Origin of the sequence: Thioalkalivibrio sp. ALRh, from assembly GCF_000381425.1 — a bacterium.
Taxonomy (GTDB): Bacteria; Pseudomonadota; Gammaproteobacteria; order Ectothiorhodospirales; family Ectothiorhodospiraceae; genus Thioalkalivibrio.
The window spans coordinates 1-13007 of sequence record NZ_KB906529.1 but is presented as its reverse complement, the minus strand read 5'-3'; the positions used below and the strand labels follow the sequence as shown (position 1 = coordinate 13007).

12 protein-coding genes are annotated in these 13007 nt (G+C 68.3%); 3 read left to right on the top strand and 9 right to left on the bottom strand.

What is annotated here, in order from left to right:
- From F791_RS13270 to F791_RS0113000, 7 genes are all read right to left on the bottom strand, one after another.
- Window positions 1–275: GDP-mannose 4,6-dehydratase (locus F791_RS13270; RefSeq protein ID WP_038057237.1), on the bottom strand; the 275-nt coding region annotated here is incomplete at its 3' end.
- Window positions 276–426: 151 nt separating this feature from the next.
- Window positions 427–684 carry a cell division topological specificity factor MinE gene (gene minE, locus F791_RS0113025; RefSeq protein WP_018137595.1) on the bottom strand — a complete coding sequence of 86 codons (258 nt, stop codon included), beginning with the start codon at window positions 682–684 and terminating at the stop codon, window positions 427–429.
- A 2-nt stretch (window positions 685–686) separates the two neighbouring features.
- Window positions 687–1496, bottom strand: a complete 810-nt coding sequence (gene minD, locus F791_RS0113020) for a septum site-determining protein MinD (protein ID WP_018994043.1) — start codon at window positions 1494–1496, stop codon at window positions 687–689.
- Between the two features lie 68 nt (window positions 1497–1564).
- The gene (gene minC, locus F791_RS0113015; RefSeq protein ID WP_051074786.1) at window positions 1565–2344 is read right to left on the bottom strand and encodes a septum site-determining protein MinC; all 780 of its coding nucleotides are present in this window, start codon (window positions 2342–2344) and stop codon (window positions 1565–1567) included.
- Between the two features lie 150 nt (window positions 2345–2494).
- Window positions 2495–3268 carry a DUF1295 domain-containing protein gene (locus F791_RS0113010; protein ID WP_019592746.1) on the bottom strand — a complete coding sequence of 258 codons (774 nt, stop codon included), beginning with the start codon at window positions 3266–3268 and terminating at the stop codon, window positions 2495–2497.
- A gap of 5 nt (window positions 3269–3273) precedes the next feature.
- Window positions 3274–4311: a cyclopropane-fatty-acyl-phospholipid synthase family protein gene (locus F791_RS0113005; RefSeq protein WP_019592745.1), complete on the bottom strand. Its 1038-nt coding sequence runs from the start codon at window positions 4309–4311 to the stop codon at window positions 3274–3276.
- Window positions 4312–4376: 65 nt separating this feature from the next.
- Entirely contained in the window at window positions 4377–8054 is a 3678-nt protein-coding gene (locus F791_RS0113000) for a hydantoinase B/oxoprolinase family protein (protein ID WP_026333043.1), read from the bottom strand.
- A 93-nt stretch (window positions 8055–8147) separates the two neighbouring features.
- On the opposite strand from F791_RS0113000, the gene F791_RS0112995 reads away from it, so the two are divergent.
- Both F791_RS0112995 and F791_RS0112990 read left to right on the top strand, forming a co-directional pair.
- A complete protein-coding gene (locus tag F791_RS0112995) occupies window positions 8148–9275 on the top strand; it encodes a metal-dependent hydrolase (protein ID WP_018994046.1) in 1128 nt (375 codons plus the stop codon).
- A 14-nt stretch (window positions 9276–9289) separates the two neighbouring features.
- A complete protein-coding gene (locus F791_RS0112990; RefSeq protein WP_018175493.1) occupies window positions 9290–9607 on the top strand; it encodes a hypothetical protein in 318 nt (105 codons plus the stop codon).
- Window positions 9608–9918: 311 nt separating this feature from the next.
- On the opposite strand, the gene dapB is transcribed toward F791_RS0112990, so the two are convergent.
- Both dapB and prmB read right to left on the bottom strand, forming a co-directional pair.
- A complete protein-coding gene (gene dapB, locus F791_RS0112985) occupies window positions 9919–10713 on the bottom strand; it encodes a 4-hydroxy-tetrahydrodipicolinate reductase (RefSeq protein WP_019592743.1) in 795 nt (264 codons plus the stop codon).
- Window positions 10714–10756: 43 nt separating this feature from the next.
- Entirely contained in the window at window positions 10757–11644 is an 888-nt protein-coding gene (gene prmB, locus F791_RS0112980) for a 50S ribosomal protein L3 N(5)-glutamine methyltransferase (RefSeq protein ID WP_019592742.1), read from the bottom strand.
- 78 nt (window positions 11645–11722) lie between these two features.
- Here prmB and asd point away from each other — a divergent pair, with 78 nt between their 5' ends.
- Complete coding sequence (gene asd, locus F791_RS0112975; protein ID WP_018994049.1) at window positions 11723–12577, top strand: archaetidylserine decarboxylase; 855 nt, start codon at window positions 11723–11725, stop codon at window positions 12575–12577.
- Window positions 12578–13007 lie beyond the last annotated feature (430 nt).

Here is a 13007-nt window from a genome sequence, read left to right as displayed (position 1 = left end):
GAGTAGCGCACCCCGGCCTGAGCCGCCAGGTTGACCACCCGCTCCGGGCGATGCTCGCGAAACACCCGCTCCATCGCCGCGCGGTCGGCGATGTCCTCGCGGACCTCGGTATAGCTCGGGTGGTCCTGCGTGCGCGCCAGGCGTGCCTCTTTCAGCGAGACATCGTAGTAGTCGTTGAGGTTGTCGACGCCGATGACCTCGTCGCCCCGCTCCAGCAGGCGCAGGGAGAGGGCGCTGCCAATAAAACCGGCGCTGCCGGTGACCAGGATTCTCATGGACGGATCATGTGCCTTATGCCGATGTTAAGCCGATGGGGCCGGGGCAACCCACCGTAGGAGGCCAGCCCTCTGGCCGATGGGGGCCGGGCCTGGCTCCCCATCGCTCAGGGGGCTGAGCTCCTACAGCGAGAGACGGGCTGAACATATGCTAGCCCCGATCGTCGGGCAGGGTGATGTTCAACTCCAGCACCTCGCAGTCGCCCTCGCGGTCGACGTTCATCTGCACGGCGTCGTCGTTGACCTTCACGTACTTGCGGATGACCTGCAGCAGTTCCTGCTGCATCGCGGGCAGATAATCCGGCCCGCCCCGGGCCGCACGTTCGCGCGCCACGATGATCTGCAGGCGTTCCTTGGCAACACTGGCGCTTTTCTGCCGCGGCTGGCGGAAGTAGTCGAAGATGCCCATGGTCAGCCCCCGAACAGGCGTCCGAAGAAGCCCTTCTTCGGTACATCGACAAAGCGAAGCGGGCGCTCCTCGCCCAGGAAGCGATCCACTGCATCCTGGTAGGCCTGACCGGCGTCGGATTCCTCGTCCAGCACCACGGGCTGGCCGGCATTCGAGGCGTTCAGCACGGCCTGCGACTCGGGGATCACACCCAGCAGGTCGATGGCCAGGATCTCACCCACGTCCTCGATACTGAGCATCTCGCCGCGCGCGGCGCGCTCCGCGGCATAGCGGGTCAGCAGCAGGCGCCCCTGGATCGGCTCGCCGCCCTGTTCCACCTGCCGGGTCTTGCTGGCGAGGATGCCGAGGATGCGGTCGGAGTCGCGCACCGAGGAGACCTCGGGGTTGGTGACCACGATGGCCTCGTCAGCAAAGTAGGCCGCCATCAGCGCGCCCCGCTCGATCCCCGCCGGGCTGTCGCAGATGATGTACTCGAAGTCCTCGGACAGCTCGTTCAGCACGCGCTCCACACCGTCCTGCGTCAGGGCGTCCTTGTCGCGCGTCTGCGAGGCCGGGAGGATGTACAGGTTGTCTGCGCGCTTGTCGCGGATCAGCGCCTGTTTCAGGTTGGCGTCGCCATTGATCACGTTGACAAAGTCATACACCACGCGGCGCTCGCAGCCCATGATCAGATCCAGGTTGCGCAGGCCGACGTCAAAATCGATCACGGCCGTCTTGTGGCCGCGCAGGGCCAGACCGGTGGCGATCGCGGCAGAGGTGGTGGTCTTGCCGACCCCGCCCTTGCCCGAGGTAATCACTACGATGCGTGCCATGGTGGCTGCTTCTCCTTGGTCGTCGCGCGATGACGTATACAGGACCGAGCGCCCTCTACGCCGCTCGCTCAGATTTCAGCGATCTTGAGGCTTTCGCCCGCGAGTGTCACCAGCCGGTTCTCGCCACGCTCGGACTCGGCGATATCCTCGGCCACCCGGTAATGTCCCGCGATAGACAAAAGCTCTGCATCCAGTCGCCGGCAGAAGATCCGAGCCGTCTCCAGGCCCCGCACGCCGGCGAGTGCCCGCCCGCGCAGAGGACCCAGCACATGGATGTGGCCATCCGCGAGCAGTTCAGCACCGGCGGACACCGCCCCGGTCACCAGCAGGTCGCCGCCGCGGGCGTAGATCTGCTGCCCGGAACGGACAGGACGATCCACCACGCGGGTCGCGCTGTGGACCGCGGGGGCGGCCTCGGCCAACCTGTCCGCGGATTTCTTGCCCTTCTTGCTCGGCGCCGGCTCCGGGGGCTCGCCTTCATCCAGGGGCACCTCGCCACTGGGCGCGCCACCGCGGCCACCCAGTTGCAGCACGGGCAACACATCGAATAGCTCGGAATAGCTCTGCAGACGCTCGGCGACCTCGCCGGCATGCAGGCCGATCAGCTTGAAGCCCTCGGCGCGCACCTGCTCGATGGTCGCCTGCAGGTCGCTCTCGGGCGCCTCGGCCACCGGCTCGAGGTCCAGCACGATGGGCATGTCGCGCATCAGGTCCGGGGCCTGTTCGCGGTGCGCGACCAGCTGCTCGCCAAGCTGCCGGGGGTCGGTCTGGAACACCCGCAGCACCGACACCAGCATCATGCGCCCTTTCAGTTCAATGGTCTGGACGGGACTCGGCGTAGCGCTCATGCGTGCGTAGGGCCCTGCTGTGAGATCGGCGATCGGGAAACTCGGCCTCCAACGCGCGTCGGAAGACCGGAAAGATGCGCGCTTTATAGCGCGGACGGGGAAAGCACAGCAAGGGAGTGCCACCGAAATCGGCGACGGATCGGTGTTTCCTTAAGATCGTGGCGGACCCGGGATCAGCGTATTGGTGCGCCGCGCATAGTCCGCATAGCCCGGCCGCGAGGCATGCAGACGTTTTTCCAGTAACGTGACGCCCGACACACGCAGGATCAGCACGATCATCAGGATCGCCGAGGGCACCGCCCACCAGCCCCCGGCGGCCAGCGCGAGCAAGCCGTAGCCCACCCAGACGACGATCTCGCCGAAGTAGTTCGGGTGCCGACTGTAGCGCCATAAACCCTGGTCCATGACCTTGCCCCGCCTTGCAGGATCGCCCCGGAAGCGCGCCATCTGCGCGTCCGCGACCGATTCATACAGCGTGCCCAGCACCCAGACCGCCACGCCCAGCGCCGCCAGCGGCCACCAGATGCTTGCGGCATTCGTCACCGCCAGCATCGGCAGGCCGATTACGGCCACCAGCGCACCCTGCAGCCAGAAGATCGTGACCAGGCTGCGCGCGGCGAAGGCCCGGTCCGACAGCCCCTCGCGCATGTCGGTATAGCGCCCGTCCTCGCCGTGACCCCAGTTGCGCCAGGTAATGAACAGCGACAGCCGCAGACCCCACACCAGCACCGGGATCGCGATCCAGAGGCCCTGCGACGGCCAGCCCGCAAGCCCCCACCAGACCAGCGTCACGACCACGAAGCCCAGCCCCCAGAAACGGTCGACCAGGCTGGCGTCGTGGCGCCGTACGCTGCCCGCCCAGACCAGGGTCATCAGGCCCATGCTGGCCAGAAGCCCCCAGAGAAACGCCATCAGTGTCTCCATCGCGATCAGTCTCCCGGCCGTTCGAACAGCACATGGGAGACGAACCACTCGTCGCCGCCGCCGTAGTCGAACAGCTCCGCGCAGGCCATGTAGAAGATCCGCCAGCGCTGGAACCAGAGTGCCGCCTGCTGTGCGCCATAGGCCGTCTCGAACAGGGGCATCAGCGTGTCGCGGGCACGATCCTGGCGGGCCAGCCACCCATTGAGCGTGCGGGCATAGTGCTGCCCACCGACGCGCCACTGGCGGATCACACGCAGGTCCTCCTGGAAGTGCCGCGCGAGGTCGTCCGACGGCATCAGGCCGTCGCGGAAGAAATACCGCCCCATCCAGTCGTGCTCGCCCTCGGACTCGAACACATACGCGTGTTCGCGATGGGCGAACACATGCATGAAGAAGCGCCCGCCGGGATTGAGCCATCCGGCAATGCGCCGCAGCAGTTCCGGCCAGTTGCGCATGTGCTCGAACATCTCGATCGAGACCGCCCGGTCAAAGCCCGGCTCCGGCGGAGCGAACGTGTTCATGTCCGCGGTCAGGACCTCGAGATTGGCGAGCCCGAGGTCATCGCGGCGGGCCTCGATAAAGGCCCGCTGGGTATTGGAGTTCGAGACGGCCGTAATCTCTGCGCCAGGGTACTGCTCGGCCATCCACAGCGACAGCGACCCCCAGCCGCAGCCCAGTTCCAGCACCCGCTGGCCATCGGCAATCCCGGCGCGCTCGCAGGTCAGGTGCAGCATCGCCTCTTCGGCCGCATCGAGGCTGTCGACGCCCTCCGGCCACCAGGCGCTGGAGTACTTGAGGCGCGGGCCCAGGCAATGCTCGAAGTAAGCGGTGGGGATCTCGTAGTGCTGCTCGTTGGCAATATCGGTGGACAGGGCAACGGGAGAAGCGCGCATGGATTCGATCAGGGCGTAGCGCCGCTCCATGGTCTCCTCGGCCGTGCCGGAGACCTCTGCCAGGCGCTCCGCCAGCAGCAGGCGGATCCCCGCACGCACCAGCATATCCGGCACGCGTCCCTGCTCCGCCCATTTCATCATCTGCTGCATGCCGCATCTCCCCCTGAGTCCCAGATGGACCCCGGGAAATGTGCCCGGTTCCCGCGATTCAACGCCTACGCGTCGCTGCGACGATCTCCGTACCCACCGCCGCCGGGAGTGCATATCTCGATTGCATCGCCTGGCTCTACGTGGCGGCGATCGCAGGCGGACATCGGTTCGCGCGTGCCGTCGGCGCGCAGGATCGCATCATCCCCCGGCGCACCCGGCCCGCCACCGGCGATCCCGAACGGCGGCACCCGGCGACGGTTGGACAACAGCACGACCTCCATCGCCTGGTCGAACCCGAGCCGGCGGATCACCCCGTCGCCGCCTGCATAACGCCCGTGCCCGCCGGAGTCACGCCGATAGGCGAAGCGCTCCACCCGCACCGGGAAGCGGCTCTCCAGCACCTCGGGGTCGGTCAGCCGCGAGTTGGTCATGTGGGTCTGCACCGCGCTGGCCCCGGCGTAACCCGGCCCCGCGCCGGCCCCGCCGGCGATCGTCTCGTAGTACTGGTAGTCGGCATTGCCGAAGGTCAGGTTGTTCATCGTGCCTTGGGCCGCCGCCTGCACCCCCAGCGCCCCGAACAGGGCATCGGTGACCACCTGCGAGGTCTCGACATTGCCGGCCACCACCGCGGCGGGCGGCGCCGGGTTCAGCAGGCCGTCCTCCGGAATGACCAGGTCGACCGGCGTCAGGCAGCCATCGTTCAGCGGGATCGCATCCTCCAGCAGGGTACGCAGTACATACAGCACCGCCGCGCGCACGATGGAGCTCGGCGCGTTGAAGTTGTCCCCGCGTACCGCGCTGGTACCGGTGAAGTCGATGCGCAGGCGCCGGTCGGCGGGATCGGGGGCGACCTGTACCCGCACCTCGGCGCCGTTGTCCATCGCATACGCGAACGTGCCGGCCTCGAGCTGCGGGATCAGCCGTTCCACCGCCTCGGCCGCGTTGTCCAGCACGTGGCCCATATAGGCTGTCACCATGGCCGCGCCGTACTCATCCAGGAGCCGGCCCAGCTCCTCCAGTCCCTTGCGGTTGGCCGCGACCTGGGCCTCGAGATCGGCGAGGTTCTGATCGGGGTTGCGCGTCGGCCACGGCCCCTCGCCCAGCAGCGCGCGCATGCGGTCGCTGTCGAATACCCCGTCGCGCACCAGCCGGGTGGGCGGGATCAGCACGCCCTCCTCCTCAAGGCATGTGGAGAACGCGGGCATGGAGCCCGGGGTAATGCCGCCGACATCGGCGTGATGCCCGCGCGAGGCGACGAAGAACGCGGGGGCACCGGCCGCTGCAGACGGGTCTTCGGTCACCTGTTCACCCCCATCCAGGAACACCGGCGTGACCACGGTGATGTCCGGCAGGTGGGTGCCGCCGTTGTAGGGGTCGTTCAGCACGAAGGCATCGCCCGGGCGCAGGTCGCCGGCGAACGCCTCCACCACCGCGCGCACGCTGGCCCCCATGGAGCCGAGATGAACGGGCATGTGCGGGGCATTGGCGACCAGACGGCCCTCGGTGTCGAACAGTGCACAGGAGAAATCCAGGCGCTCCTTGATGTTCACCGAGTGCGCGGTGTTGCGCAGGGTGAAGCCCATCTGGTCGGCGATCGCCATGAAGCGGTTGTTGAACACCTCCAGCAGGATCGGATCGCGCGGGACGGCCTCGGGGCTTGTTGCCGCCGCGCCCGGACGCCGCGCGCTGCCCCGCTCGCGATCCAGCCGCAGGGTCCCGTCCGCCTCGATGCACCCGGCCCAGCCGGGCTCCAGCACCAGCGTCGCGGTCGGCTCGATCACGATGGCCGGACCGGCCAGGGTCATGCCGGGCTGCAGGGATTCCCGCCGGTACAGCGGCACATGGCGTTGGTCGCCGTCGATGACCATCGCGACCGTATCCGCCTCCGGCGCAGGCCCCTGGGCCGCCGCTGCCGCCATGCGCTCCGGTGCGGTCTCCCTCGGGGCGGCGATCGCCTCGGCCGTCGCGATCGCCACCACCAGCTCACGATCCGGCGGGGCAAAGCCGTAGCGCGCGCGGTAGGCCTCGGCAAAGGCCGCCATCAACGCCGCGGGCTCGCCCGCCGGGACCTCCAGCGCGGTGTCCGAACCGGCCAGGCGCAGATGCAGCCGCCGCTCGATGCGCATGTCCGCTGCTGCCACGCCCTGATCCGTCAGCGCGGCGCGGGCAGCCGCGACCTGTTCCGCCAGGGCGGACTCGATCGCCCCGGCATGCGGCTCGTCCAGCGGCCACTCCAGGCTGCGTTCGCGCAGGGCGCGCAACTCGCCCAGCCCCATGCCGTAGGCGGACAGCACGCCACCGAGCGGATGAAACAGGATATGCCGCATGCCCAGCTGCTCCGCCACGCGGCAGGCGTGCTGCCCCCCGGCGCCCCCGAAACAGACCAGCGCATAACGCGAGACGTCATGCCCGCGCTGCACCGATATGGTCTTGATCGCCTGGGCCATATGCTCCACCGCGATCTGCAGCGCCCCCTCGGCCAGACTCTCCGGGGTCGCGGGTTCCCCGGTCGCGGCCGCCACCGCGGCGGCCAGCTCCGCGAACTGTCGGCGCACCGGCTCCGCATCCAGTGGCCGGTCGCGATCCGGCCCGAACACCGCCGGGAAGTACTCCGGGCGCAGCCGCCCCAGCAGCAGGTTGCAGTCGGTCACGGTCAGCGGCCCGCCCTGGCCGTAGCAGGCAGGTCCGGGCTGGGCGCCGGCGGACTCCGGTCCCACGCGCAGACGGATGCCATCGAAGCGGCAGATCGATCCGCCCCCGGCCGCGACCGTATGGATATCGAGCATGGGCACACGCAGCCGCGCACCGGCCACCTCGCTCTCCTGGCGGCGCTCCAGCGCCCCCGCCAGATGCGCGACATCGGTAGAGGTGCCCCCCATGTCGAAGGTGATCAGGCGTTCGAAGCCGAGCGGACCGGCGGTCTTGAGTGCCCCGACGATCCCCCCGGCCGGCCCCGACAGGATCGCGTCGCGCCCGCGAAACCGGGCCGCGTCCACCAGCCCGCCATGCGACTGCATGAACCGCAGGGGTACACGGCCCAGCTCACCCGCCACCTGTTCGACATAACGGCGCAACACCGGCGAGAGATAGGCGTCGACCACCGTGGTTTCGCCGCGCGGGACCAGCTTGATCAGCGGGCTGGTCGCGTGGCTGGTCGCGACCTCGGCGAACCCCAGTTCGCGCGCCAGCGAGGCGATCGCCTGCTCGTGCGCCGGATAGCGATAGCCATGCAGGCAGACGATGGCCACACACCGGATGCCGTCCGCCAGCGCCGCCTGCAGCCGCGGCCTCAGCGCGTCCAGATCGACCGGGATGAGGACCTCGCCGGCCGCATTCACCCGTTCGTGCACCGGCTCCACCCGTGCGTAGACCGGGGACGGCAGGTGGATCTCGCGGGCGAACAGCTCGGGGCGCGCCTGATGGCCGATCGCCAGCGCATCCTCCAGCCCCTCGGTGATCACCAGGAGTGTGGGCTCCCCCTTGCGCTCGAGCAGGGCGTTGGTGGCCACGGTCGTGCCCATACGCACCTCGTGTACCACGCCCTCCGGAATGGGTGCTTCGGCCGGGAGCTCCAGCAGATCGCGAATCCCCTGCACGGCCGCATCGCGGTAGGCCTCCGGGTTCTCCGACAGCAGTTTGCGGGTGTGCAGGCGCCCCGCCGGATCACGTGCGACCAGGTCGGTGAACGTCCCGCCCCGGTCCACCCAGAAATGCCAGTCTTTCGCCGCTGTGGCTTGAGTCATGTCCACCGCTCTGGTTTGATCGCCCGAACTCGCGCCCCGTGACCCGGTCGCAGGCTCGTAATTCACGGGCCTTAAACAAAGGAATTATCGCGCATGGACCCCATTACCCACGCCAGTCTCGGCGCCGTGATCGGCGGCCTCACCCTCGGCTCCCGCCTGGGGCGCAAGGCCGTGGTACTGGGGGCCGGTGTCGCGCTGCTGCCCGACCTGGACGCGTTCATAGCTTACGGGGACGCGGTATCGGAGTTCATCCACCACCGGGGCTTTACGCACTCCTGGCTGGTGCAGTTGCTGGTGGCCACCGGCGTCGCGGGGCTGCTCGCCAAGGTCCCGGCAACGCGGGAAATCGGCTTTGGCCGCTGGTGGCTGTTCTTCTTCCTGATCTGGGCCACCCACTCGCTGAACGACCTGCTGACCACCTACGGCACCCAGGTACTCTGGCCATTGCCAGTCGGCCCCCTGTCCACGGGCTCGATCTTCGTGATCGACCCGTTCTACACCCTGCCGCTGCTGGTCGCGGCGATCGGCGCGCTGTTCTACCGCTTCGCCCCGCGCCTGCTGGTCGCCGGGCTCGTACTCTCGACCGTCTATGCCGGCTCCGGCCTGGCATTGAAGGCCTGGATCGACCACCGCATCCAGCCCGTGCTGGCGGCGATGGAGCTGGAAGAGCAACCGCGAATGGTCCAGCCGACCCCGTTCAACCTGCTGCTGTGGCGTGTCACCGTGATCAACGGCGACGAGTTCCTGGATGCCTGGGTCGGCATCTTCGACGACCCGATCCGACCCGACTTCGAACGCTTCGAGCGCGGTGACCCGGAACTGCGCGAGGCCGCGCTGGCGCTGGAAGACGGGCAGCGCCTGCAGTGGTTCTCCGGCGACTTCCTGCGCTTTCATCGCACCGCGCATGACGAGGGCCCCGACCGGCTCGTGGTCACCGACATCCGCCTCGGGGTCCCCGGCTTCTTCCCGTTCGGCTTCGAGATCGCGGAGGAGCGCAACGGCGACTGGGAGCCCATCACCTCGCGCCAGGTCGGCGAACTCCCCCGGCGCGACAGCCTCGACGCCCTCGGCGGCATGCTGCAGCGGATTGTCGATCCCGAGGGCGCGCCCTGCATTATGGACCTGGGCGATCCGGCCTACGCGATCACCGAGCCGCCCCCGCGCTGCCGCATGGGTGGCCGCACATCGCCTCCCGCCGGGGGCGCGCACGACATGCCGTGAGCCAGGACGAAGCCATGACGCCCGGGGTGCCCGGCCCGCCACCGGCCTGCGGGCTGTGCGGCCGGTCGATGGACGACCTGACGCGGCATCACCTGATCCCGCGCAAGCAGCACCGCCGCAAGCGCATCCGGCGCCTGTTCAGTCGCAGCGAGCGCGAACAGCGAATCCTCTGGGTCTGCCGCCCCTGCCACGACCACATCCACAAGCACTTTGACGAGCAGACCCTGGCCGAGCGCCTGAACACCGCGGAGGCACTGCTCGCCGAGCCGGTCGTGCAGGACTTCGTCGTCTGGATCGCGCGCCACCCGCCCGGCTTCAAGCCGCGTAGCTAGGGAGACGCTGACTTAATCGCACGTCCGCGCTCGAGTCGCTTTTGCGTGCGAACAAGGCGCGGTGACTGCCGTGCAGTCATTCTGCACAAAGGAGCCGCAACGCTGTGCGCGCGCAAAAGCGGCCGAGCCCCTGCGTTCAATGGCTTGTGGGGTTGGTGCCCCCTGTTCCCCGATCCTTCGTTGCGCCCCGCATTCATCAAAAACGGGCGGGTAGAACCACTACCCGCTGCGCGACGCGCCTTGTCTCGGAAAACAGGGGGCACCAACGCGGACGTGCGATTAAATCAGCGTCTCCCTAAAGCAGCTGGATCTTAGAGCTCCCGCAGCCCCAGTACGTCCTGCATGTCGTACAGGCCGTGTTCGGCACCAGCCAGCCATACCGCCGCACGCACCGCCCCCGAGGCGAAAATCCCGCGGTTGGAGGCCTTGTGGGTGATCTCGATGCGTTCCCCCTCGCCGGCGAACAGCGCGGTGTGTTCGCCCACGATGTCGCCGGCACGCACGGTCGCAAACCCGATGGTGCGCCGGTCACGCGCCCCGGTCTTGCCCTCACGGCCATAGACGGCGTCGTGCTCCAGATCGCGCCCCAGGACCTCGGCCACCACCCGGCCGAGCTTCAGGGCCGTGCCCGAGGGGGCATCCACCTTGTGCCGGTGGTGCGCATCGAGGATCTCGACATCCACGCTGTCGCCCAGTGCGCGGGCGGCCAGCTCGACCAGCTTGAAGGTCAGGTTCACCCCGACGCTCATGTTCGGCGCATAGACGATGCGCATCGCCCCGGCCGCGTCTCGCAGCCGCTGCTCCTGCGCGGCATCCAGGCCCGTGGTACCGATCACCAGCGCCTTGCCGTGCGCGCGGCACAGCTCCAGGTGCTGCATGGTCGCCTCAGGGCTGGTGAAGTCGATCAGGACATCGAAGTCATCGGCCACGGTCGCCAGGTCCTCGACCAGCTGGACCGAGGCCGCCGACCCCACGGAGGTACCGAGACGCTCGCTGCCCGGTCGTTCGCTCGCCGCCCCCAGCGTGCCTCCGGGGTGATCCTCGACGGCCTGCACCAGGTTCTGCCCCATGCGCCCGGCGGCGCCCGCCACTGCCACTCGAATCATTGCCGTGTTTCCTTCGTTTCTGTTCATTCCCAGCCCGCGAAGACTACGGAAGATCCCGGGCATACGCGAGGAAGACCCCGTGGCCACCGGATTCGAACTCCAGCCAGATCAGCGGCAGATCCGGAAAGGCCTCCTCCACCGCGGGCTGGCTGTTGCCGACCTCGACGATCAGCGCGCCGTCCTCGGTCAGATGGCGGCGCGCTTCGGCCAGGATGCGGCGCACGATGTCGAGCCCGTCCTCGCCCGCAGCCAGGCCCAATTCGGGTTCGTGGCGGTACTCTTGCGGCAGCTCGGCCATGTCGCGGGCATCAACATAGGGCGGATTGCTCACGATCAGGTCGTAGCGATCCTCCGCCCCCAGCGCATCGAAGACATCGGAGTGCCGCACCTGCACGCGGTCACCGACGCCATGGCGCTCGATGTTGCGCGCTGCGACGGCCAGCGCCGGTTCGGAGACATCGCTCAGATCGACCTGTGCCTGCGGCAGGGCCAGCGCCGTGGCGATACCGATGCAGCCGCCGCCCGTGCACAGATCCAGCACCCGCTCCACCGAATCGGCCTCGATCCACGGTTCGAAACCGACCGCGATCAGCTCCGCCAGGGGCGAGCGCGGCACCAGCACGTGTTCGTCGACAAAGAAAGGCAGCCCGGCAAACCAGGCCTCGCCGGTCAGATAGGCCGCTGGCTTGCGGGTCTCGATGCGCGTGCGCAGCACCGCAATCACCCGCGTGCGTTCGGCCTCGCTCAGGTTCGACGACCACCAGCTCTCGGGCAGATCCAGCGGCAGATGCAGCGTATGCAGCACCAGCCAGGCGGCCTCGTCGAAGGCGTTGTCCGTCCCGTGGCCGAAGCTCAGCCCGGCCGCGCGAAACTGGCTCGCGCCAAAGCGGATGAAGTCGCGCAGCGTGCGCAGTCCTGTGGTGGATTCCATTTGGGCCTTTCCCATTGGCGTGGGGGCCGTCATCATACCGGCTCGCTTTCGTCCCGTGCGCCCGAACCGAGTATTCCAATGAGTGCCCTAGACCCCTGGCTGGCCCGAGCTTCCCACCTGCTGCCGCAGCATGCGCTGTCGCGGGTGGTGCACCGCCTGGCCCGCATCGAGAGCCCGCGCGTTCAGCCACTGCTGCGCTGGTTCGTGCGCCAGTACGGGCTGAACATGGACGAGGCGGCGGAGCCCGACATCGGGGCCTACCCCAGCTTCAATGCCCTGTTCACACGGGCGCTGCGCGAGGACGCCCGCCCCCTGGCGGGTGACGACAACACGGTCGTGAGCCCCGCCGACTCGCGGGTCAGCGCGGCCGGGCGCATCGAGGCCGGCCAGATCTTTCAGGCCAAGGACCACCACTATACGGTGCGGGAGCTTCTGGGCGGGGAGGAAGACCTTGCCGAACCGTTTCGCCATGGCCATTTCGTAACGCTCTATCTGTCGCCGCGGCATTACCACCGGCTGCACATGCCGTTGACCGGCACGCTGACCCACATGCTGCATGTGCCCGGCCGGCTGTTCTCGGTCGCGCCGCGCATCGTGCGCCATGTCCCGCGCCTGTATGCCCGCAACGAGCGCGTGGTGGCCTGCTTCGACACGCATTTCGGGCCGATGGCCGTCGCCCTGATCGGGGCCCAGAACGTCGGCTCGATCGAGACGGTATGGGCGGGCGAGGTGACGCCACCGGCCGGACAGCCCTACAGCTGCAGCGAATACCCGGATCGCGAGATCACGCTCGAGCGCGGGGCCGAGATGGGGCGCTTCAACCTCGGCTCGTCGGTGGTGCTGCTGTTGCCGGATCATCCGCTGGAGCTGGGCGCGCACCTGACGCCGGAGACCGAGGTGCAGGTTCGCGGCGCCCTCGGCCGTTTCTACTAGCCTCCGCCTCCCGGCCGGTTTCCGCACCAGTGCCTTACTATGCAACCCCGCCTGTGGTCAGTTGCCAGCGCCGTTGAGGCTGGGCCTGGTTCGGCATCCGGGGTTTACGTGCCTTCGGTCCGCATACTGCCGTGCGCTCACTCGCGAGCGCGCCGCGAGGTACTTTCTTGCTTGCCCAAGAAAGTACCCAAAGAAGGGCACCCGGATTCCGCCCGGGAACCTTGCTCCAGGGCCCTCGGGCCGGCGGCGCTGAAACTCGCTACGCCTTCTGTGCTGGTCTAATTTTCGTGGACACCTCGATCGGTGGAATGATTGGGATCTGATCGAGGAGACGATATGGGACGCAGGAATTTTGATCCGGAGTACAAGCTTCGGGTGGCCCGGATGGTGGTGGATGAGGGCCAGAGTGTGCCGCAAGTGGTGCGGGACA